The sequence below is a fragment of the Gemmatimonadaceae bacterium genome (genome assembly GCA_020846935.1).
In the GTDB taxonomy this organism is placed as follows: Bacteria; Gemmatimonadota; Gemmatimonadetes; order Gemmatimonadales; family Gemmatimonadaceae; genus RBC101.
On record JADLCY010000013.1, the window covers coordinates 72,074 to 93,716 of the forward strand.

The 21,643-nt window shown below is 68.2% G+C and carries 20 protein-coding genes, 2 tRNA genes and 1 riboswitch; all 22 genes read right to left on the reverse strand.

The window, feature by feature from the left end; all coding sequences use genetic code 11:
* Positions 1-71: 71 nt before the first annotated feature.
* Positions 72-848 carry a signal peptidase II gene (locus IT361_15935; protein MCC6319165.1) on the reverse strand — a complete coding sequence of 259 codons (777 nt, stop codon included), beginning with the start codon at positions 846-848 and terminating at the stop codon, positions 72-74.
* A 322-nt stretch (positions 849-1,170) separates the two neighbouring features.
* Positions 1,171-1,257 (reverse strand) — tRNA-Ser (locus IT361_15940).
* A gap of 129 nt (positions 1,258-1,386) precedes the next feature.
* Positions 1,387-1,473, reverse strand: a tRNA-Ser gene (locus tag IT361_15945).
* Between the two features lie 39 nt (positions 1,474-1,512).
* On the reverse strand, positions 1,513-2,763 hold the full coding sequence (locus tag IT361_15950) for a GGDEF domain-containing protein (GenBank protein ID MCC6319166.1): 1,251 nt from the start codon (positions 2,761-2,763) through the stop codon (positions 1,513-1,515).
* 59 nt (positions 2,764-2,822) lie between these two features.
* Entirely contained in the window at positions 2,823-3,260 is a 438-nt protein-coding gene (locus IT361_15955; GenBank protein ID MCC6319167.1) for a nucleoside deaminase, read from the reverse strand.
* Positions 3,261-3,300: 40 nt separating this feature from the next.
* Positions 3,301-5,916 (reverse strand): ATP-dependent chaperone ClpB, encoded by a 2,616-nt coding sequence (clpB, locus tag IT361_15960; protein ID MCC6319168.1) that lies wholly within the window; start codon positions 5,914-5,916, stop codon positions 3,301-3,303.
* 314 nt (positions 5,917-6,230) lie between these two features.
* Positions 6,231-6,473 (reverse strand): hypothetical protein, encoded by a 243-nt coding sequence (locus IT361_15965; protein ID MCC6319169.1) that lies wholly within the window; start codon positions 6,471-6,473, stop codon positions 6,231-6,233.
* A gap of 334 nt (positions 6,474-6,807) precedes the next feature.
* Positions 6,808-8,667, reverse strand: coding sequence for a selenocysteine-specific translation elongation factor (gene selB / locus IT361_15970; protein ID MCC6319170.1), 1,860 nt, complete (start codon positions 8,665-8,667; stop codon positions 6,808-6,810).
* Between the two features lie 16 nt (positions 8,668-8,683).
* Positions 8,684-9,436 carry a DNA repair protein RecO gene (recO, locus tag IT361_15975; GenBank protein MCC6319171.1) on the reverse strand — a complete coding sequence of 251 codons (753 nt, stop codon included), beginning with the start codon at positions 9,434-9,436 and terminating at the stop codon, positions 8,684-8,686.
* Between the two features lie 19 nt (positions 9,437-9,455).
* Positions 9,456-11,390 carry a TonB-dependent receptor gene (locus tag IT361_15980; protein ID MCC6319172.1) on the reverse strand — a complete coding sequence of 645 codons (1,935 nt, stop codon included), beginning with the start codon at positions 11,388-11,390 and terminating at the stop codon, positions 9,456-9,458.
* A gap of 21 nt (positions 11,391-11,411) precedes the next feature.
* A complete protein-coding gene (locus IT361_15985) occupies positions 11,412-12,194 on the reverse strand; it encodes an ABC transporter ATP-binding protein (protein ID MCC6319173.1) in 783 nt (260 codons plus the stop codon).
* Positions 12,191-13,168, reverse strand: coding sequence for an iron ABC transporter permease (locus tag IT361_15990; protein ID MCC6319174.1), 978 nt, complete (start codon positions 13,166-13,168; stop codon positions 12,191-12,193). The genes IT361_15985 and IT361_15990 overlap by 4 nt, the downstream gene beginning before the upstream one ends.
* 1 nt (position 13,169) lies before the next feature.
* Entirely contained in the window at positions 13,170-14,036 is an 867-nt protein-coding gene (locus tag IT361_15995) for a cobalamin-binding protein (protein MCC6319175.1), read from the reverse strand.
* Between the two features lie 88 nt (positions 14,037-14,124).
* A riboswitch (cobalamin riboswitch) is annotated at positions 14,125-14,317 on the reverse strand.
* Positions 14,299-15,429 carry a hypothetical protein gene (locus IT361_16000; GenBank protein MCC6319176.1) on the reverse strand — a complete coding sequence of 377 codons (1,131 nt, stop codon included), beginning with the start codon at positions 15,427-15,429 and terminating at the stop codon, positions 14,299-14,301. Its footprint overlaps the riboswitch before it by 19 nt.
* Positions 15,426-15,959 (reverse strand): bifunctional nuclease family protein, encoded by a 534-nt coding sequence (locus tag IT361_16005; GenBank protein MCC6319177.1) that lies wholly within the window; start codon positions 15,957-15,959, stop codon positions 15,426-15,428. The genes IT361_16000 and IT361_16005 overlap by 4 nt, the downstream gene beginning before the upstream one ends.
* A 27-nt stretch (positions 15,960-15,986) precedes the next feature.
* Positions 15,987-17,189, reverse strand: a complete 1,203-nt coding sequence (locus IT361_16010; protein ID MCC6319178.1) for a methionine adenosyltransferase — start codon at positions 17,187-17,189, stop codon at positions 15,987-15,989.
* A gap of 112 nt (positions 17,190-17,301) precedes the next feature.
* Positions 17,302-19,065: a phosphoenolpyruvate--protein phosphotransferase gene (gene ptsP / locus IT361_16015; GenBank protein MCC6319179.1), complete on the reverse strand. Its 1,764-nt coding sequence runs from the start codon at positions 19,063-19,065 to the stop codon at positions 17,302-17,304.
* Complete coding sequence (locus IT361_16020) at positions 19,065-19,331, reverse strand: HPr family phosphocarrier protein (GenBank protein MCC6319180.1); 267 nt, start codon at positions 19,329-19,331, stop codon at positions 19,065-19,067. Before IT361_16020 ends, ptsP begins: the two co-directional genes overlap by 1 nt.
* On the reverse strand, positions 19,328-20,095 hold the full coding sequence (locus IT361_16025) for a PTS system mannose/fructose/sorbose family transporter subunit IID (GenBank protein ID MCC6319181.1): 768 nt from the start codon (positions 20,093-20,095) through the stop codon (positions 19,328-19,330). Before IT361_16025 ends, IT361_16020 begins: the two co-directional genes overlap by 4 nt.
* Positions 20,095-20,778: a PTS sugar transporter subunit IIC gene (locus tag IT361_16030; protein ID MCC6319182.1), complete on the reverse strand. Its 684-nt coding sequence runs from the start codon at positions 20,776-20,778 to the stop codon at positions 20,095-20,097. Before IT361_16030 ends, IT361_16025 begins: the two co-directional genes overlap by 1 nt.
* Entirely contained in the window at positions 20,775-21,266 is a 492-nt protein-coding gene (locus IT361_16035) for a PTS sugar transporter subunit IIB (GenBank protein ID MCC6319183.1), read from the reverse strand. The genes IT361_16030 and IT361_16035 overlap by 4 nt, the downstream gene beginning before the upstream one ends.
* On the reverse strand, positions 21,256-21,642 hold the full coding sequence (locus tag IT361_16040; GenBank protein ID MCC6319184.1) for a hypothetical protein: 387 nt from the start codon (positions 21,640-21,642) through the stop codon (positions 21,256-21,258). The genes IT361_16035 and IT361_16040 overlap by 11 nt, the downstream gene beginning before the upstream one ends.
* Position 21,643 lies beyond the last annotated feature (1 nt).

The following is a 21,643-nucleotide window of genomic DNA, read 5'->3' on the forward strand; positions in this document are numbered from 1 at the left end:
CCTTCCTTACGAGACGCTCGAGCCCGGCGGGTGTCACCTGGCCGGCCCGGTACAACCTGCCGACGCGCGACCTAGTCGACCCGACGGGACTGCGCGCCCAGTGGACGCGGCGGCGTAATCTCCTCGATCGGCAGGACGGTTCGGCGCCGGGTCCGCGCCGGCAGTTCGACCTCGGGTTCAAGCGGCGCCGCATCGGCGAGCATGACCTCGGCAGTGCCCACCCGATCCCACTCGGAGGCCACGAGCTCGGGAGTGTGTTCGATGCGAAGACGACGCAAGCGCCGCCGGGCCTCGGCGTTCGCCTGGAAGGCGCTTCCGATGGGGGCGTCGGCGGGTCGCTCCCTCGCCTGGGTAACGAGCACTGACGCGATCCGGAATCCCGTGCGCAGAATCATCGCGAGTCCTGCATACGCGGCGAGGTCGGCAACGTTGAACACGAGCCCGTGCGTCGCGCTCCAGTGCACAGCAATGAAGTCACCGACGCCGGCCGGCGGCGCGAGGAGCGAAACCAGATTACCCAGTGCGCCGCCGACGATCAGGCCGAGCGCGATCGGCGAGGCGGCATCAACACGCTCGAGATCCCGCGTGACGGGGATGACGAAGACGATCGCCGCCAGCGTGAGCGCCAGATTCAGCTGCCACGTGTAGGCACCGGCGGAGAGACCGAACGCGCCACCGTAGTTCTGCATCACGGCAAGCGACAGCCAGCTCGTGACGTTCAGCGCCTGTGACGACCAGAGCGCCGACGCGAGCGCCTTGGTCAGGAGATCTCCTGCCGCGACGAAGAGCGCGATACGCGAGAGACGAACGAGTGCCGGGTTCAGCGACGTGGGGCGAGGACGCGTCAAATCTGCTCTCACGGCGTAGAGAGTGGCGAGTGGGTTCGTGCGCCAGTCCGGCGAACCGGGCCTGGGAATTTCGGCGCGACGGGTGGCGCACGAGTCCCACTCGAGCACCTCAAGGAGCAGAGGTTGTGCCATGGATCACGTGCCCGAGATGCCCGTGGCGAGGTCGTTTGACGGCCTGATCGTGGCACCGTGTCAACAACGGGTCGCGATTCGCGTGCGCGCGCACGCAACGCTCCGGCGGTTCGTAACGGTCAGAATGCCGGAGGCAGCCGCTCGTACCCGGAATGCAAAGCGCCCCGGCATGCCGAGGCGCTCGAAACGACGGACAGGGCGGGATTCGAACCCGCGAGTGAGTTTCCCCACCACACGCTTTCCAGGCGTGCGCCTTAAGCCACTCGGCCACCTGTCCCTGGGTGTATTCACCGATGCTCCGACCACGGGAGGTTGACGCGACGTAAAGCGTCAGTGTCTACCGCCCCGGCGCCGCGACCTCGCCCACGTCCCCTATTGCCTGCTGGCGCTTTCCGTGCTGATCAAGCGGACAGGGTGGGATTCGAACCCACGATACCGTTACCGGTATACCGGTTTTCGAGACCGGCTCCTTCAACCACTCGGACACCTGTCCTTGAGAGCCGAGTAAGCTAACCGGGCAAACAGAGGCTGGTCAACGCGTTCGCGCTGATGGGCCCCGACCTGGCGTGGGCGAGCTCTCGTCGTCCCCGATGTGCGTGACCACAGCGCGCCAGTCGCCACTGAGCACGCGATGGGACGACGACGTGTGCACGCGGTTGCGACCGGCGCGCTTGGCCTCGAGGAGGCGCTTGTCGGCGGCGTGGACGATCTCCTTGTACGACGTCCCGTCGAGACGCGAAGCCGCGAGCCCGCCGGACACCGTCAACCGGATTTCGCCCCCGGTCGACAGGACGATCGTGTGTGACTCGATGTCGTGACGAAGTTGTTCGAGCTTGCCAAAGGCCTCCGCCAGCCGCGTTTCGGGGAACGCGATGGCGAACTCGTCGCCGCCGACGCGGCACACGAGATCGGTGCGCCGAACCGAGCGACGGAACACGCTGGCGACCACGCGCAGTGCGGCGTCGCCGCCCGCGTGTCCATGCGTGTCGTTGACGCTCTTGAACGCATCAACGTCGAGAACGGCCACGCAGACCGGAATCTCGTGCCGGCTCGCGCGTGAGAGTTCGTCGGTCAGGCGCTCCTCGAAGTATGCCCGGTTCATGAGTCGGGTGAGTGCGTCGTGCGTCGACGAAAATCGGAGTCGCCTCGATTGCTGGATGATCGCGAGGCACAGGATGGTGAACGCCGCCAGCAGGACGATCCGTCCCGCCTGCTGGCCGAGGACGAGTTGGCCGTGCGTCACCACGCTCTCCGCGGTGGGGTCCCAGGTGTAGAACGCGCCGCCGACGATGAGGCCGTACTGTGCCACGGCCAGCGCACCGGAGATCAGGCAGAGGCGCGGATCCCAGCGAAGGCAGGTGCTGCCGATCGCAACGAAGTACGCGGCGAACGTGGTGCGACTGTTGGCCGCAACCGAGGCGAGCCCCTGCGTGAGGTAGAGAAACTGCGTCAGCGAGACCAGCGACACGTCGAAGACGGTGGTCGCGACGGCGAGATGGCGGATGCGTTGCCCGAGCTGCAGCGCGCGAAGCGTGAGTCCTGCCACGATGAGGCCTGCGCCTGTAGCGACGAGCGCAATGACGTTTTCGCTCCGGGTCGGGGCCTGCAGGATCGTGATGACCGGCGACAGCAGCACGGCGAGCAGCGTCCAGAAGCGAACCCCGGCAACGAGCAGTTCGCCCCGATGCCCTGCGTCGATGAGGGCCGGGTCATCGGGGGCGAACATCAGGTCGCCCCACCATCCTCGCAGGCCGTTGATCGTTGGGGCGCTGGAGGGCGTCACGGACGGTGGGCTCTGCATCACGCCTGTAGGACGCCCGTTCGACCGCCCGCGTCACCCTATCAGGCCGGCCGTCGACGTTCCTCGAAGAAGGCTCGCAACAGCTCGGCGCACTCCGCCTCGCGGACTCCTCCGCGCACGCCGGGCCGGTGATTGAGACGCGGGTGCCTCACGACGTCTTCGACCGAGCCGACCATGCCCGCCTTTGGATCCCACGCACCGAAGACGAGGTGGTCGACGCGAGCGAGGAGCGTGGCTCCGGCGCACATCGCGCAGGGCTCGAGCGTCACCACCAGAGCGCAGCCGGTCAGCCGCCAGCGGGCCAGCGTGCGCGACGCAGCGCGCAAAGCCATGACCTCCGCGTGTGCCGTGGGGTCCTGGTCTCGCACAGTCCGGTTGCTTCCCCGCCCCACGATCACGCCGTCATGGACGACCACGGCGCCGACGGGCACGTCGCCGTGCTGCGCTGCCTCCCGCGCGAGATCGAGCGCCGCGTCCATCCACGCGTCGCACTCGTCTCCCCTCACGCGACGCACTCCGTCACGCCACGTCGGCTGCCGCGCCGCGCTCGACCCGTTCGAACTGCAGCACGTCGTCGCTGGCCACGGTGGCGAGCACGTGATCGCCGTCGGCGAACTTGCCCTCGAGGATCGCGAGCGCCAACGGGTTCTGGATCATGCGCTGGATGGCCCGCTTGAGGGGCCGAGCGCCGAATGCCGGGTCGAACCCGGCGTCGGCGACGGCGGTCCTGGCCTCGTCCGAGAGGTCGAGCGTCATGTGACGCTCGGCGAGGAGGGCGCGGAGCCTGGCCAGCTGCAGGTCGACGATGTGATCGATGTCAGCGCGACCTAACGGTCTGAAGATCACCACGTCGTCCACACGGTTGAGGAACTCCGGCTTGAAGTGCTGCCGCAAGGCCGACAGCACCTGCGTCTCGACGAGCCCCCAGTCGCCCTGGCCGTGTTCCAGGATGAAGCTCGATCCGAGGTTCGACGTCATGATGATCACGACGTTGCGGAAGTCGACGGTGCGGCCCTGCGAGTCGGTGAGCCGACCTTCGTCGAGGATCTGCAACAGCAGGTTGAACACGTCGGGATGGGCCTTCTCGACTTCATCGAACAGGACGACCTGGTACGGTCGGCGGCGGACGGCCTCGGTCAGCTGCCCACCCTCTTCGTAGCCTACATAGCCCGGCGGCGCGCCAATCAGGCGCGCGACGGCGTGCTTCTCCATGTACTCGGACATGTCGATGCGCACCATCGCGTGCTCGTCGTCAAACAGGAACTGCGCGAGGGCGCGGGCGGTTTCGGTCTTCCCCACTCCAGTGGGACCCAGGAAGATGAATGAGCCGATCGGACGGTTGGGATCCTGCAGTCCCGCGCGCGACCGCCGCACCGCGTTGGACACCGCCTCCACCGCCTCGCGCTGTCCGACGACGCGGCGCGCGAGTTCGTCCTCGAGTCTGGCGAGGCGTTCGCGCTCGCTCTCCAGCATGCGCGTGACAGGAATGCCGGTCCACCGCGACACCACTTCGGCGATGTCGTCGGCGGTGACCTCCTCCTTGAGGAACCGCCGGCCGCCATCCTGGCGCGACGCGAGGTGGCTCTCGGTTTCCCTGAGTTTGGCCTCGAGCTGCGGAATGGTGCCGTACTGGATCTCCGCCGCGCGACCCAGGTCCCCGCTCCGCGTGGCCTGCTCGGCGGCCACCCGCGCGTCCTCGACCTGCTGCTTGATGGTGCCCACCGCGCCCAGCGTCTCCTTCTCGCGTTGCCACTGGGCCTTCATGCCCGCCGAGCGTTCCTTCTCTTCGGCCAGCTCCCGCTCGAGCGCACTGCGTCGCTCGACCGCGGCGGCGTCCTTCTCCTTGGTCAGGGCCTGGCGCTCGATCTCCAGCTGCACGATGTGGCGCTCGACCTCGTCGATCTCCTGCGGCATGGAATCGATCTCGATGCGGAGACGCGAGGCCGCTTCATCGACGAGGTCGATGGCCTTGTCGGGAAGAAAGCGGTCGCCGATGTAGCGGTTCGACAGCGTGGCGGCCGCCACGATGGCTCCATCGGTGATGCGAACGCCGTGGTGCGCTTCATAGCGTTCCTTGAGCCCGCGCAGGATCGCGATGCTGTTTTCGACGGTCGGCTCTCCCACGAAGACGGGCTGGAAGCGTCGCTCGAGCGCCGGATCCTTCTCCACGTGCTTGCGGTACTCGTCGAGCGTGGTCGCCCCAACGACGCGCAGTTCCCCGCGGGCGAGCATCGGCTTCAGCATGTTCCCGGCGTCCATCGATCCCTCGGCCTTCCCCGCGCCGACCAGCGTGTGCATCTCGTCGATGAAGGTGATGAACAGGCCCTGCGAGTCGGTGATCTCCTTGAGCACGGCCTTGAGCCGCTCCTCGAACTCGCCGCGGAACTTGGCCCCGGCAATGAGGGCGCCGAGGTCCAGCGCGATCAGGCGCTTGTTCTTGAGGCTCTCAGGCACATCACCGTTGACGATGCGCTGCGCGAGCCCTTCGGCGATGGCGGTCTTGCCGACGCCGGGCTCACCGATGAGCACCGGGTTGTTCTTGGTGCGCCGCGAAAGCACCTGCATGACGCGACGGATCTCCTCGTCGCGACCGATGACCGGGTCCAGCTTGCCCTTACGCGCAGCCTCGGTGAGGTCGCGCGTGAAACGCTGCAGCGCCTGGTACTTGTCTTCCGGCGTGGTGTCGGTCACCCGGTGCGATCCGCGAACCGCCGTCAGCGCTTCGAGCAGTTCGGTCCGCGACGTGCCAAGAGACGCGAACAGCGCCTTGCTCTCCGTTCCTCGCGTGTCGGCCAGCGCGAGCAGAAGGTGTTCGGTCGAAATGAAGTCGTCACCGAGCTGCTTCGCCTCCTCCTCGGCGCGATCGACCACCTGATTCATCTCGCGCGACAGCGAAGGCGACGCTTCCGACTGTTTGGGATAGCGCGCCATCTCGCGCACCACGGCCTCGCGGAGTTGCGCGACGTTGACCCCGACCTTCTGCAGCACCGGCACCACGATGCCTTCGTCCTGGCCAAGCAGCGCGTGCAGCAGGTGCAGGTCGTAGACGAGCGGGTTGCCCTGCTTGCGTGCCAGAGCCAGCGCTTCGTTGAGCGCCTCGGTGGATTTGACGGTCAGGCGATCCGGATTGATCATCGCAAGTTGAGCGAAAGACGGCGGCTGGGTGGAGCGTGCGTGGTCGAGGGCCGACGGAAGCTGGTGGTGTCAGGAGTCAGGTCACCCCGGGGGCAGCGGTCCGCGTCCGAGCGCCGTGTGTCGAGTTACGCGGATCGTCCCCGTGCTCTCGCAGGTCCGATGCTTGACGTTCCTGCCGATCCGGCGCCGTCCGATCGCTCTCCACGCAGTCCGGTGATGTCGCGCTGACAGTCACGCCGTCCAAGGTGGCGGGATCATCGCGCAAACGAAAGCGCCCGGACACCAGGTGCCCGGGCGCGCCCGCCGATGATCGCTCAGCGGATCACCGTCATCTTGCCGATCATGACTCGACCGTCGACCTCGAGCCGGTACAGGTAGATCCCGGACGACGCATCGCGCCCCGAGTTTGCATGCTTGCCATCCCACACCGCGGTGTACTGACCACAACTGAGCGTCAGCTCCCGCACGGGCTCACCTCCTCCTGCACCCGACGACCCCGTCGCGAGGACTGCTGTCGCGATCTGCTGCGTGAGCATGTTGTACACCCGCAGCGTCACCCGGTATCGCCGGGAGGGGTCGGCACATTCAGGCGCCCCTCCAATCGCGAAGGGGATCGTGGTCTCCGTGCTGACCGGATTCGGATAGTTCTGTCCTAGCGACGACCCGGTAACCGCATCAGTTCGTGACCGCTGCCCAGCCTGTGCCTCGATGACTCGTGGAAGGAACCCGATGCAAGCAAGCACGACGATCCGTGCTGCCCACCGTGACTTCATGTGCTTCTCCAGTCTGACAAAGGATGCTGTTGCGTGCTAACTCCTGTTGCCGGTTGATGTTTGGGCCCGTGGCGCGAACATAGGATTTGGCCCAAAACGTGTCAAGCAATTGCACCGCCTACGCCTCGTCCCCACCACTCCCACCCACCAGCCATACCCTGCCATCTCCACGCCGTTCCGTGATACGACGCCGGTCACAGTACTCCAGCAACGGCATGAGAAACTTGCGCGACACCCCGAGCACCTCCCGCAGCATCGAAGGGGTGTACACCCCCCCATTGCGCATTGTCCGCGCCAGAACCTTCAGGCCGGCGGCCAGCGCCTGCGCCTCGTAGTACCGGTCCGGCTCTACGGCCACCACCGCGGATGCCTTTTCCAGAATCCTCAACAGGGGCAAGGGGTCACGGTTCCGTTCGGTTCGAAGTTCCGAGACCGATGGCGGTTCCATTCCCGCCGCACCCAGTCGCTCCACCAGCCAAGCCTTCTCCGCCTCAGCCGCTCCCGAGACCTCGGGGCTCCAGCCCCGCCGCTTCACCACTCCTGAGACAACCTGGACGCGCTTTCGGGTTGCCATCCGAGCAAGCAAGGCATCGACCATCGCGCCCTGCGATCCCAGATCCGCCCGAAGCTTCGCCACGGAGATTCCCTCGTCGGTCGGGCTCAGGTGGTGATGTGCAAGTACCTGCTGCTCAATACGTTCCTCAGCACTCGTGACAGACTCCTTGAGGTAGATCCTCCCATCGATCTTCACCACAGGGCTCACGGGGGATTCCAGCGCTTTTCTGCTCGGGGCGTCAGCGCCCACCCGGATGCTCACGGCCGGTTCCGCCAGTCCGCCAGGCCCAGCATCCCGAACCACGGCGGCGAGCCGCTCCATCGCATCGTCCCTCCAGCCCTGCGTCGGCCGCCGCGTCCTCATCGGAGCCGGGTCGATGACTCGACCCCCTCCGATCGTTCCCAGCTCCTGACTTCGACGAAGCACGAAGCGGTCTCCGGCGCGCAGGACCAAAGGCGACTCGGGAACGATGCGGGCCACCGCGCCTCCCCCACTCGCCACGACATCAGCAACCGGCACGACTCGGGCTGAGACTTCGGAGGTCGCGACGTGAAGGCGAAGCCATTCACGCGCGCGAAACGGCGTGGCGCCGGCCTCGAGGCTCACCTCGGCGAAGAAGCGGCTCGACGGCTGCCAGGCGTCGGAACCGACCAACACACTGCCGCGTGGAATCTCGTTGACGTCGACGGCGGCCAGCGCCACGGCTGTCCGCGCTCCTGGCGTTGACTGCTCAGCCACCTTGCCGTGTGACTGGATCCCGCGGACTCGGACCGCGCGTCCAGCCGGGAAGAGGTGCAACTCGTCGCCAACGGCGATCCGCCCGCTCCACACCGTGCCTGTGACGACGGTGCCGGTGCCCTTGACGGAGAACGCCCGATCCACCGGGAGGCGAAAGACGTCGTCATGGGCGCGCGTACTCACGCGAGCGAGCTGCCTCGCGATCGTCGCTTTCAGTTCGGGGATCCCCTGACCGGTGCGTGCAGAGGTCTCTTCGATCGGAGCGCCATCGAGCGGCGTGCCGGCCACGAGGTCTCGCAACTCCTCCCGGACGAGATCGATCCAGTCACGTTCGACGAGGTCGCACTTGGTGAGCACGACGACCCCGGTGCGCACATCGAGCAACGTGAGGATCCTGAGGTGCTCTCGGGTCTGCGGCATCACGCCCTCATCGGCGGCGACGATCAGCAGCCCCAGGTCCATGCCGGTAGCGCCGGCGACCATGGCGCGAACGAACGCCTCGTGCCCAGGCACATCAACGATGCCGACGGTGCCGATGCCGGGGAGTTCGAGCGGAGCGAAACCAAGTTCGATGGTGATGCCGCGCCGCTTCTCTTCGGGGAGTCGATCCGTGTCGACGCCCGTGAGCGCGTGGACGAGCGCCGTCTTGCCGTGGTCGATGTGCCCGGCGGTGCCGACGATCACGTGACGGGTTGCGCGCTCACGCGAACCGCGCCTCCCACGCGCGGAACGCCCGTAGCTCCGCCCCTTCTGCTACGTGGTGCATGACGAATTCGCGCAGCAACCGGACGTGGGCCCGGCGCGAGGCGTCGCTGCCAAGGGCAACCTCCCCTCCCACCAGCCATTGGCGCAGGGCACGTCGAGCGTCGCCGGGGAGTTGTCGGCCGAGACGAACCTGCGTCGCGCACGTCGCACAGGCGGCCCCGCCGACCGCGTGACTGAAAAGTGCCGCAGCCTCCGGATCGATTGCCTGATGACACCGGGCACATTGGTCGACCGCTGGTGCGAACCCGAGTGCAGCGGTCACACGCCACGCCGCGCCGAGGCCGGCCTCGCGTGCCCCGGAGCCCTCCGAGCGGGCCACAACATCCAGCGCATCCGAGAGGGCTTCGAAGAGGCCTCCCTGGTCATCGCCCGCGGAACATCGCAAGGCGAGTTCGCAGAGCATCGAGGCGCTGGTGAACCGATCGAGATCCAGCGACAAGGCGCTGCGCGCATTGGTGACATCGAACGCGGTGAGCTGCTGCAGGTCACGACCCTGACGAACCTGCAGCTCCGCGGTTCCACTGACGAACAGGTCGAGTGCGGCCCCAAAGCGGCGCACCGAGCGGCGCGCGCCACGGGCAAGCACTGATTGCACGCCGGACTCCCTCGTGACGAGGCGCAGGATGCGCGACGTCTCGAGGTAGTCGAATGCGTGAAGGACGATGGCGTCGGTGACCTGCGCGGGCATGCCTCAAGATAGTGCGCGCTCAGCGCCACTCGGCGCGGAGTCCAGCAAAGAGCACGCGGCGCGGTGCGTCAAAGTTCGCGACCTCCCGGTACGCCGTGCCGAACAGGTTGTCGGCCCTCACGATGAGCCGCAGGGTTGCCGGCGCCGTGAGTGGCGTGATTCGGACCTGCGCACCCAGGTCAACCCGCGTGTAGGCCGAAAGCTCCACCGGAACCGCGGGGAACCCGCTGAAGTCCCGGTCGTCGCGCGTACCCACGCGCACGACCTGCACGTCGAGGTCGGTCCGCGATCCGGCGCGCCCGGACGCCCCAAGGGTCACGGTCTGCGACGGGCGCCGCAGCAATCGAGCGCCATGCACGAACAAGGCACCGGCACCTTCGTCAAAGCCGGCGTCGTCGACGCGCGTCCTGAGGAACGTCGCTCCCGCGCGGACTCGCGCGGTGGCCGACACCTGGTACGAACCTTCGAGCTCCAGTCCGCTCGCGCTCGCCGCAGCCACGTTGAAGTACGAGGGGTCGGTTGATGACGTGAACGTGTACTGGATCAGGTCACGAAATCGCTGGGCGAAATACGTGGCGCCGACGCTGAGCCGCTCACCGCGGCGTTCGAGGCCGGCGTCCCAGCTGGTACTGCGTTCGGGCACCAACGCGGCGTTGCCGACGGAGAAGGCGGTGTTGAACTGCTCGAAGAAGGTTGGCGCCTTGAAGGCCGTTCCCGCGGCCACGCGCAACCGAGCGTGCGCAGGCAGCGCCAGCGCCGCGCTGGCGCGCAGCGTCCGAAAGGTTCCGTACACATCGTTCCGGTCGATGCGCCCGCCGAGCGTATACGAGCCACGCTCACCGTGACCCATGACCTGCGCGAATGCGGCGCGCGTGATCCGGTTGGCATCGAACCGTGACGCCTCGACCGCGTAGTTCGAGGAGTCGGACAGTCGCTGGTGCTCGGACGCCCATTCCGTGCCGAGAATAACGGCGTGCTGCGTGCGTGGTTCCCATTGCACGGTGGCGGCCACATGGCGACGGCGCATCGAGCCGTGGCTCTGGTAGGCGTGCAAACCAAGCGTATCGGCCGGTCCGTCCGCTGCGTCGTTGGTGCGACCGGCGTCGTCGAGCCAGCCGGCGGTCAGCCGCGCCGTCGTGCCCTGCCCCAGTGCACGCTCGGCGTCCACAGCGACGGACGTTCGACGATCGGCGCGCGACGCATTGCGATCCACCACGCGGCCCGCGCCGTCCGTGGGATACGCATAGCTGTTGTCCACATGACGCACGGCGATCGACGCGGGGATGGGCCCATCCAGCGTGACACGTCCACCGGCGACGGTGTTCCGGTAGGCGTTGTTGAGCGGCAGGATGCCATCGCTCGTGTGACGGGCGAGCGACGCGGCGCCCCCCACGAGACCAGCGGTTCCCGAGAGCGACGCATCCATCGTGCGGCCGCCGTAGCTCCCGCCGCCGGCCGCCACGTGCGCCGCGCGCCGCGCGCCGGCCCGCCGCGTGACAATCTGCACGACGCCGCTCACGGCATCACTTCCATGCACCACGCTTGCCGGTCCGCGCACGACTTCGATCCGTTCCACATCGTCGAGTGTGAGGGCACCAAGGTCCACGGCACCACCCGGGTCGTTCATGGGCACGCCGTCGACCAGAATCTTCGTGTAGTCGCTTTCGCCCCCCCTGGTAAAGAGGCTGGTCTGTGCCCCAAACGACCCACTGCGGGCGACAGCGACCCCCGGCACGCGACGCAATGCGTCGATCACGTGGGTGACGCCGGCGGCGCGGAGGGCGGCGCCATCCAGGACACTGACGGTGGCGGTGACCCGTGAGAGCGGGACAGGCACGCGGTCGGCGGTGATCACGAGGCGAGGCAGTGCGGTGGTGTCGCCGGTGGCCTGGGCCCCGACCGTGGTGGCGATGATGGCCAGCGGGGCAAGACGGAATGCGAGCGTTCGGAGCATGTCGGGAAAGAGTGGGAGACGTCAGCGATGCCGCCGAAGCGGCACGAGCATGGGAGAGCCAACCGCCGGGTCGCGACTCACGACCAGGGGCCACTGATAAACGCGTTCGAGCACTTCGCCCCGCATGACGTCGGAGGGATCACCGAATGCCGCGAGGGTGCCTGACGAGAGCAGGCCGACGCGGCGGGCAAAGCGCGCCACGAGATTGAGCTGGTGACTCACCACGAGCACGGTGCGGCCGCGCGCCGCGAGCGCGTCGAGCAACTCGAAGCAGGCCATCTCGTGGGCCACGTCGAGGAACGTCGTGGGCTCATCGAACACCACGACCGGCGTGTCCTGCGCCAGGGCGCGCGCCACGCGGACACGCTGCCACTCGCCGCCGGAGAGGGTGTCGGTCCGGCGGTCCCTCAGCGCGATGACATCGGCCTGCTCCATGGCCGCCAGCACCCAGGCGCCGTCCGCGGCATCGGCGCCCTGCCACGCATCGCGCCAGGGATGGCGGCCGAGGGCGACGTAGTCGTTCACGAGGAGCGGAAACGCCGGCTCCTCGCGCTGCACGACCACGGCCAGAAGCCGCGCGAGATCCCGGGCGGCACCACCGGCCACCCGCGTGCCGGCAACCCGCAGGTCTCCGGCCGCGAGCGGAACGCGCCCGAGCAGCGCACGCACCAACGTGCTCTTGCCGGACCCGTTAGGCCCCACGATCGCCGTGAGCACACCGGGTTCCGCGATCAGCGAGACGCCGTGCAACGCATCGGTGTCGCTGCCCGGGTATCGCACGCGGAGCTCGCGCGCCTCGATCATCGCGCGCTCCGCAGCTGACGCAGGAAGAACGGCACGCCGAGCAGCGCCGTGATCGCGCCCAGGGGCAACTCGGTGGGCGCACGTGCCGTGCGTGCGGCCAGGTCGGCCACGAGCACCAGCGCGCCGCCAGCGGCCGCGGCCACCACGATGGTCCGTCGGCTGCTTCCGACGCCCACAAGCCCGCGCGCCACGTGCGGAACGATCAGGCCGACAAAGCCGACCAGACCCGAGGCGGCGACCGTCGCCGCGGCCAGCAGTGAGGCAAGCACGAAGAACCGCACGGCCGCCCGCTCGGGCGTCACCCCAAGGGAGGCCGCCGTCTCCGGGCCCAGCGCGAGCACATCGAGCTCACGCGCGTAGTGCACGAGGCAGCCACCGAGCCCCACGACGGCTGCACCCAGCCACGCCACGTCGGCCCAACGCGCCGCAGCGATCGATCCCATCATCCACCACAGGGCGTTGCGCTGCGCGGTCGGTGTGCTCTGGGCGAGCACCACCATGATCACCGCGTTGGCGAACGCACCAGTGACCACGCCGGCCATGAGCAGCGTCGCCGGATGCCGCGCGCCGTACCGGTCGCGCCCGAGGCCGAGCACCACCACGATCGCTGCCAGCGCGCCGAGGAACGCGAAGGCGGCCAGTCCGCCCGTGCCTTGCACCCCAAGGCCCACGGCAAGCACCGCACCGACGGCGGCCCCCCCGGACACGCCGAGCAGATAGGGCTCGGCAAGTCCATTCCGGAGCGACGACTGCATGGCCGTGCCGCTGGCCCCGAGCGCGGCGCCGACCAGGATGCCTAACGCGGTTCGTGGCAGACGGAGGTCGCGGACAATGGTGAGCGTGGCCGCGGCGCCCTCGCCGCGCAGCGCCGCCCACACGTCGGCCGGAGCGATCGCCACGGCACCGAACGACACGCTCGCGAGCGCGGCGACGACCAGCACCACGATCAGGCCAACCAGCGATCCCGCGCGCATCTCAGCGCCTCACCTTCGCCAACAGGTCGGCCAGCGATGCGGCGGCGGCACCAAGCCTCGACGAGGGCTGCGAGACGAGCGTCGTATCAAAGCCGAGCACCCGTCCCTCGCGCACGGCGCGCAGGCCTTTCCACCCTGGCTCCGCGCGCCATCGCAACGCGCTCACCGGGCTGGCCAGCACGACGTCGGGGTCGCGCCGCACCACATCCTCGAACGACACGGTGAGCGACGGCGCCGGTGACTCGCCATAGACGTTTTCGCCGCCGGCGATGCGGACCAGCTCAGAGAGGTAGCTGCCGCCTCCAATGGTCATGAGCGGTTGGTCCCAGACGGGGATGAACACGCGCAGGGCCGGCGTGTGACGCGCGCGCTGGCGCACGGCATCGAGTTCGCGACGGATGGTGGCGGTCAGCGAATCGGCGCGGGAACGCGCACCCACCAGCACACCCAGCGAGTCGACCGCTCGCAGGTAGTCGTCGATGGTGTCGATGCGCAGCGCCACCACGTTGATGCCGGTGCGCTGCAGGCCGTCGATCGACGCGGCGTTGTCGCTCGCGGCATACAGCACCACGAGGTCCGGGCGAAGCGCGATGATGCGCTCCAGACTCGGTCGGATCGCGTCGCCGACGTCGGGCACCTGACGCACGGTCTCCGGCCACGTGTCCCACCTGGATCGGCCGACCAACCGATCGAGCGCACCGAGCGACGCGAGGATCTCCGTGCCGCTTGGCCCAAGCGAGACTATGCGCTGCGGGCTGCCGCTCGTCCGGCGATCCGTCTGAAGCGACTCCGCGCGCCCGCACGCGGCCGCGAGCAGCAGCAGCGCCGCGTACGTGACGGACAGGATCCGGAAAAACAGAACGGACATTGCAGCTCCCGAGTGGAGAGAATGTCCGCGGACGCGTCGTCGACGACCGGAAGGTCGCCACGCCCAGCGATCCTCCCCCGAAGATCGATCATGTGGCTCGGACGGAGGTCGTCTCCTGGCTTCGGGCACCGTGTTCGCCTTCCCGACCGCAGAGGCCAGTGGCGCGTGAACACGGCGAGATGCCCGTTACAGTGGCGGGGCCGCACCGGCATTGCACCGGTTTCCGTTTCCGCCGTCCGACGTTTCAGTTGTTGAGGGGAACCTATGGACGATCCTGATCGCCGGCAAGCGCCGCATCGAGTTCGGCCTGGAGCCCCGCTCGATAGTCACGGAGTGCGGCGTGCGACGCGACGGCGGTGGCGCTGTCGGCCAGCGTGGCATCGACGCCGGCGATCGCCCCCCGCAGTTCGTCGGTGCGCGACCGTGGAGGCGGCGCCGCAGCCACCACCACTGGCGCCGGACGCCGACGCAACGACCACCCGATCGCGCCTAACGCGGCGACTGAGAGGGCGGCCAGCCAGCCCCAGCGCGCAACGCCGCCCCCCGCGGCCGAGGGGACGAGCACCTCGAGACGGCGCCCCCGCGGCAGATCCCGCCCCAGAAAGCGCACGAACGAGCGGCCCTCACTGGAGACCGCACCGAGCGCGGCCAGGCTGTCCCCCTCGGCACGCGCGGCCGGCTCCTCCAGCAGTACCTCGACCACGGCGACCGTATCGTTGAGGGTGACGCCAAGCGGGAAGGCGCGAGGTGGAAGCAGGTAGCTCACGGCCAACTGCCGAATGCCGGGCGACATCGGCGCCACGACCCCCAGGCCGCCAGGCACCGCCACCACCGCGTCCCCCGTGAAGTCGCCCTGCGCGGCCCGCGCATCGCGTGCCAGCTCCGGCAGCTCGGCCACGAACGATGGCTGCGCCGGGGACCCGAGTCGCGTCAGCACGGTGTCGTTTGACAGTTCGTATACGTCGAGGATCGTCCGGTTGCCGTCCGCATCGGGCGCGGATACGACCAGATGCCGGCCGGTGACGCGAATGCGGACGGGCGCCGACGTGGTATCGAAGACCTCGATCTCCCCGTCGGCCGACGGATCACCCGCGCGAACGGGCGACGCGAAATAAGCGAGCCCGCCGTGGCGTGTGGTTGGCAGGTACATCGCCTGCGTGTCGGGCGACGCCACGCGGAAGCGATACCGGCCGAAGCGATCGGCGCGCGCGGAATCCACCGGCCCCGCGGACGATGCCCCGATGCGGTGCAGGGTGACCATGGTACCGGGGAGTGCGATCGGTCCCCGCGTCGTGACGCGCACCACGCGTCCCTGAACCACCGTGGGTGATTGTGCCCCCGCCGCGCTTCCGATCGCGAGGAGCATGGCGCACGCGCCACGGACCATGCTCACGGGTTGAACTTGCCGAAGTCCTCCGGTCTCAGACCGGCGAGGTACTGCTTGAGCTGCTCGGCGCTCATCTCCTCCGTGGACTGCGGCAACTCGGTCGGCGGGACCACGGTGTCGTCGTCATCGTCCGCTTCGTCAGGCGGGTCGAGGAGCAGCGACTCGGAGGCGTAGATGGGCGACGCGGTGCGCAGGGCGATGGCGATGCTGTCGGACGGGCGGGCATCGACCTGGTAGAGTTCGCCGTCGCGCGCGAGGTGCAACTCGGCGTAATACGTCCGGTGCTCGACGCGTGTGATATTCACGCGCTGCAGCGTCGCGCCGAGCCCGACGATGAGGCTCTTGCAGAGGTCATGCGTCAGCGGACGTTCCTTTCGCACGCTGTTGATCTCGAGCAGGATCGACTCCGCCTCGGGCTGGCCGATCCAGATGGGCAGGATGCGGTCGCCGTCCTTCTCGCGAAGGATGACCACGTAGGTGTTTGACGATCCGTCGAGCCCCAGTCGGGCGACGGCAACTTCAACCAGCGGATCCATGCCCCGGGCGTTGCTGCGGTCTCTGAACTATCGCACGGACCGCTTGAGTTCAGCAACCTTGTCCAGGCGCTCCCACGTGAAGGCGGTCGCGGTCACTTTGCGTGCCTTCTTGCCGTTCCCGTCCGCGGTGGTGTAGACGAGCTTCTCGGACGCACGCCCGAAGTGTCCGTACGCCGCCGTGGGAGAGTAGATCGGCTTGCGCAGGTCGAGCGCCTTCATGATGCCCTTGGGCGTGAGATCGAAGCAATCGCGGATGGCCCTGGCAATCACCGGATCGGGCAGCTCGCTCGTCCCGAAGGTATTCACCATCACGCTGACCGGTTCGGCCACACCGATCGCGTAGGCGACCTGCACCTCGCAGCGCCGCGCGAGTCCGGCGCCCACCACGTTCTTTGCCACCCATCGCGCCGCGTAGCACGCCGAGCGATCCACCTTTGATGGATCCTTGCCGCTGAACGCGCCACCGCCGTGGCGACCCATCCCGCCGTACGTGTCCACGATGATCTTGCGGCCCGTGAGGCCCGCGTCTCCCTGCGGTCCGCCCACGACGAAGCGGCCGGTCGGGTTGATGTGGTACGTTGGCTTCTGCTTGCGCCACTCCTTCGGGATGGCGGGTTCGATGATCTCGGCAATCACCGCGCGACGGATCTTTTCAGACGAGGCTCCCTCGTCGTGCTGCGTCGACACCACCACCGTGTCCACCGCGACCGGACGATCACCGTCGTAGGCCACGGTGACCTGCGCCTTGCCGTCCGGACGGAGCCACTTGAGGTGGCCCGCCTTCCGGTGATCTGCCAGCGCTCTGGTGAGGCGATGCGAAAGCAGGATCGCGGCGGGCATCATCTCTTCGGTCTCGTCGGTCGCGTAGCCGAACATCATGCCCTGATCGCCGGCACCTCCCGTGTCCACGCCCATGGCAATGTCGGGCGACTGCTTGTCGATCGTGCTCATGACCGCACACGTCTGCGAGTCGAAGCCGAACGAGGCGCTGGTGTACCCGATGCGTTCGATCGTGCCGCGCACGATCCGCGGGATGTCGACCCACGTGTCCGTCGTGATCTCTCCGGCCACGACCGCCAGTCCCGTCGTCACGAGGGTCTCGCACGCGACACGGGCCATGGGATCGTCGGCCAGGATGGCGTCGAGGACAGCGTCGGAAATGGCGTCAGCCACCTTGTCCGGATGACCCTCGGTCACCGATTCGGACGTGAAGAGCACGCGTTCAGTCACGGGGAGTGGGGGATGAGTCGGCTCGATCTGGGCGGGATTCGTGCCACGGAACGATACACCGACCCCAGCGGGTACGGCACTGCCGACGTCGGCGCGGGTTCTCCCCGACGCCTCAGAGCCCGCCCTCACGAATGAACGCGACGTTACCGAAGGCCGCCTTGAGTCGGAACTCCAGCTGAGCGCGCGCCTCGTTGGCCGTGCGCGCGCTCACCGCGGCCGCCGCGGCCTCGCGGGCAAATGACGCGCTGACGCCACGAATGATGCGTTTGACCAGCGGCACCGAGCGGGGATTCACGCTGAGCTGACGGATGCCGAGCCCGAGGAGCGCAAAGGCCATGAGCGGTTCCGACGCCATTTCTCCGCAGACACTGACTTCGAGACCGTGTGCCCCCGCGACCTCCGCGGTGCGCTGAATGAGGCGCAGGACCGCGGGATGCAGTGGGGTATAGCGCGAGGCCAGGTTGGCGTTGCCCCGATCGACGGCCAGCGTGTATTGCACCAGATCGTTGGTCCCGATCGAAAAGAACTGTGCGTCCTCGAGGAAGGCGTCGATGGCGACGGCAGCGGCCGGCGTTTCGATCATGACGCCGAGCGGAACGTCCCGTTTGAACGGCACACCCCGGGCTTCGAGCTCCTGCATGCACTCGCGCAGGAGCTGGCGCGTCGCCCGCACCTCGTCGAGGGTCACGACGAGCGGCAGCAGGATACGCACGTCGCCATGCACGGCGGCCCGCAGGAGCGCGCGCAGCTGCACCTTGAAGAGTTCGGTCTCGTCGAGGCACATGCGGATCGCCCGCCAGCCCAGGAACGGGTTGGGCTCGTGGGGAAATCCACCGACCGGCAGCTTGTCGCCGCCGATGTCGTAGGTGCGAATGACCACGGGGTGCCCGCCAAAGGGACGCAGCACCTTCACGTACTCCTCGTATTGCTCCTCTTCGTCGGGCAACGTGGTGCGGCCGAGCACGAGGAACTCGGTGCGCATGAGCCCCACGCCCTCGGCGCCGCTGCGCGCCGCCTGCTCGGCTTCATCGGGGAGATCGACGTTGGCGCGCACCGTGAGCAGCACGCCATCGGTCGTGACGGCTTCGGCGTCGACCAGCTTCTGCAGCTCCGCCTCATCCTGGGCTTCGAGCTGCGCACGATGCCGGAACGTGTCGACCTCGGCGTCGCTGGGATTGACGATCAGCATGCCGCTCGAGCCGTCGAGCACGAGCGTTTCGTCGCCGCGAAGCCGCGTGGTCGCGTCACGAAGGCCGACGACCGCCGGAATGCCGAGTGAGCGCGCGAGGATGGCCACGTGCGACGTGCGCGTGCCCGAATCGGTGGCGATGCCGGCGATCGACTCGCGATCGATCTGCATCGTCAGGCTCGGCGTGAGGTCGTGCGTGACGAGGATCGCGTTCGCTCCCGGGGCCAGTTCCACCGGATCGTGATCGCCGAGGCCGAGGAGGATGGAAAGCACGCGGATGTGCAGGTCGGTCAGATCACCGACGCGCTCGCGCATCATCGGGACGCTGCTGCGGGCGAAATGCTGCCGCCAGTCGAGCATCACCACGTCGAACGCCTTCTCGGCGCCGATGTTCTGGCGGATGTACGCCTCCACCCGCGAGGTGATGTCTCCATCGTCGAGCATGTGGAGCTGGACTTCGAAGATCGCGGCTTCTTCGGGACCGGCGCGTCGTTCGGCCCGCGCTTTCACCTGGACAAGGCGAGCCTTGGCCTTCGTCACCGCCTCGCGGTAGCGCGCCAGCTCCGAGGGAACGTCGTCGTCGGCGATGATGCGATGCGGCACGTCGGGCACTTCCCAGTGCAGGAGGTGCACGCGCCCGACCACGATACCGGGTGACGCCGGGATGCCGGTGAGGGCGCGCTCCATCAGGACTCCCCGAACCGCCCGGAGATGAGGGTCGTGAGCGCGGCCAGCGCATCGTCGGCGTCCGGGCCGTCGGCCCGGAGCGTCAGCGTGGCGCCACACTCGGCGGCCAGCATCATGACCCCCATGATGCTCTTGCCGTTCACCTCGAGGTCGTCGCGCAGCATGGTGATCTGGCTCCGGTAGCGGGCCGCCAGCTTGACGATCTCCGCCGCGGGCCGGGCGTGGATGCCGTTCTTGTTCGTGACCTGGACCGAGCGTTCGATCATGCGCGCACCATCGCGACGAGGGCGATCAGGGTCAGGATGCCTAACGACCACTTCCACAACTCGTACCGCCCCTTCAACCGGGACAGGCCCAACCCGATTGCCCCAACCGCGGCGAGCAGCCCGGCGAGCTGTGCCTGGGTCGGCGCTTCGCCGATCCCTCGCGAGATCGCCAGGGGAATGGCCACGCCGGCGAGGGCCGCTCCGGCCCGACTCACCCACTGCGCCCCCGAGCGCAGCACCGGCACCGCGAGGGCCCGGGCCACCTGCATCCCCAGGGCATACCCCTGCCGCAGCCCCCATATCCGTAACGCCAGGTGCCCCACGTTGTATGCGACGAGGAACGTCAGGACCACGGCCCCCGCTCCACCACCGAGTCCAAATGCGAGCAACCCCAGCAACACGCTGAAGGGAAGCCAGGCCGCCCACACCAACCGGTCGCCCGCCGCACCGAGCGGACCGCACAGCGCCGTGCGGAACCGCACGATCCTGGTCGGATCTTCCTGGTCGAGTTCCACTCGCGCCAGCGCGCCGACCGCGACGGATGCGAGGTACGGATGGGTGTTGAAGTACTGGCTCTGTCGCGCGAGCGCGGACTTGTAAGCTTCGCCCCCAACGCCCCCGGGCAACAGGCGGAGCGCGGGTTCCACCGAAAACCCGATGCCGTTTCCCACCAGCGTTTCGTAGTTCCAGGCCGACTGGATTGCCAGCAATCGAAGAAAGATTGCCAGTCGCGTTCCGACAGGAAGGACCGGGGCGGCGGACATCAGCGCAACACCAGGACGAGGAGCCCGAGCCCGAGTCCGAGCAGGAAGTACCATCCGGTGCGTGGCGTCGCGTGAAAGACCTTGTAGACGGCACCCACCGCCGCGACGCCAGCCAGCGAGATCAGGAGCAACCGCGTCGCGCCCAGGCCGATGCCCCACGTCTCCAGCGAGCGCGCATACAACGGCGCGAACACCAGGAGCCCGACCACGGTCATCACCGCGCCACGCAGCAGGTCGGCCGAAATGCCGTAGAGCTGCAAGCCAATCACATCACGACGCGATCCGGCGTTCACGAACGCCTGCCGCTGGTGGGCCCATCGCGCGTTGAGTCGACGGAGTTGCACCATCGACCAGCCGCCTAACCAGGCCATCAGGACGGTGGCCACGACCGCGGTGAGCATGGACCCGGCCGTGAACTGCGGCGACGTCGCCACGAGGGCGCCGCCCACGGCGGAAGACGAGCCCCATTCAGGGTAGCGCGCCGCACCGACGGGCAATGTCTCCAGCGCAAAGGCCTCGACGAGCGCGCCGAGGAGCAGGCCCGCGGGTGCCGCCCCGAGCAAGCCCGCGGTCACGGTGCACGCAACTATCGGCCTCGAGTACATGGCCTGCGGAAAGCTCACCGTGTCCAGCCCGAGTACGGCACCAAGCAGGGCGATGATGGCCATGTCGGCGAAGGTCATCGGTTGCCCTCGCCCGCGAGCACCTCAGCCAACGGCAACGGTCGCGCGGCGGGCACATCCTGTGCGGACACGCGCGTCCCGCGAGCCACCAGCGACAGGAGCACCTGCTCCTCGTCTTTCGAGAGGAACAAGTAGCGGAGGCGCTGTGTGCGCCCGGGCTTATGATGCACGCCGCCCAGGTTGATCGCACTGATGCCGCCCGATTCGAGCACGAGCCGACGCATGGTGTCGATGTCGCCCGTGAGCAGGATGCCGACTCGCGGATCGGCCTGGAACGCGGCCAGCCGGATGACCGCGCTCGCGACCGACTCGAAGTAGACCTCCATTTCGGGAGGAACACCCATGCGATACAGCTCCTGCTCCCACTCGCTGCCGGCGACCTCGTCATCCACGAGCACGAGGAACTGCACGTCGAGCGGCTGGCCCCACCCCACGACGACCTGTCCGTGGATGAGTCGGTCATCGATGCGGTAGAGCTCAAGACCCACGGGACACCCCCGCACCAAGGATCGCGATGGCGGCTCGCCCCTTCTCCGCCGCCTGGCGCGCCGCGACGGCGTCATCGGCATCGTCGAAGATGAAGTCGAGGAGCGTCGCGAGGTTCACCCCAACGACAACGAGCAGGTCGGCGCGCTCTCGCTGCAGACGGCGCGCGGCCATGGTGCAACTGCCTGCGGGAAGATCGGTGAAGACGACCCGAGCCCCTGTCTCGTCGAGGATGCGGGCCATCGCCGCCGCCACGTCCGCCGCGCTGAGGCCGCGGTTGCTCAGCGACACAAATACGTCGTCGCGACCGGTGATCTGGACCGCGGCCGACACGAGGCCGGTCGCAAAATCGCCATGCCCCGCAATGAGGGCGCGCACG

Excerpts from the sequence above, each read along its gene's own strand:
- IT361_16020 (MCC6319180.1), bottom strand. The coding sequence starts at position 19,331 with ATGATCGAACGCTCGGTCCAGGTCACGAACAAGAACGGCATCCACGCC.
- IT361_16030 (MCC6319182.1), bottom strand. The coding sequence starts at position 20,778 with ATGACCTTCGCCGACATGGCCATCATCGCCCTGCTTGGTGCCGTACTC.
- IT361_15955 (MCC6319167.1), bottom strand. The coding sequence starts at position 3,260 with ATGGACGCGGCGCTCGATCTCGCGCGGGAGGCAGCGCAGCACGGCGAC.
- IT361_15985 (MCC6319173.1), bottom strand. The coding sequence starts at position 12,194 with ATGATCGAGGCGCGCGAGCTCCGCGTGCGATACCCGGGCAGCGACACC.
- ptsP (MCC6319179.1), bottom strand. The coding sequence starts at position 19,065 with ATGGAGCGCGCCCTCACCGGCATCCCGGCGTCACCCGGTATCGTGGTC.
- clpB (MCC6319168.1), bottom strand. The coding sequence starts at position 5,916 with ATGATCAATCCGGATCGCCTGACCGTCAAATCCACCGAGGCGCTCAAC.
- recO (MCC6319171.1), bottom strand. The coding sequence starts at position 9,436 with ATGCCCGCGCAGGTCACCGACGCCATCGTCCTTCACGCATTCGACTAC.
- IT361_15990 (MCC6319174.1), bottom strand. The coding sequence starts at position 13,168 with ATGCGCGCGGGATCGCTGGTTGGCCTGATCGTGGTGCTGGTCGTCGCC.
- IT361_16025 (MCC6319181.1), bottom strand. The coding sequence starts at position 20,095 with ATGTCCGCCGCCCCGGTCCTTCCTGTCGGAACGCGACTGGCAATCTTT.
- IT361_16005 (MCC6319177.1), bottom strand. The coding sequence starts at position 15,959 with ATGGATCCGCTGGTTGAAGTTGCCGTCGCCCGACTGGGGCTCGACGGA.
- IT361_15980 (MCC6319172.1), bottom strand. The coding sequence starts at position 11,390 with ATGCTCCGAACGCTCGCATTCCGTCTTGCCCCGCTGGCCATCATCGCC.
- IT361_15995 (MCC6319175.1), bottom strand. The coding sequence starts at position 14,036 with ATGTCCGTTCTGTTTTTCCGGATCCTGTCCGTCACGTACGCGGCGCTG.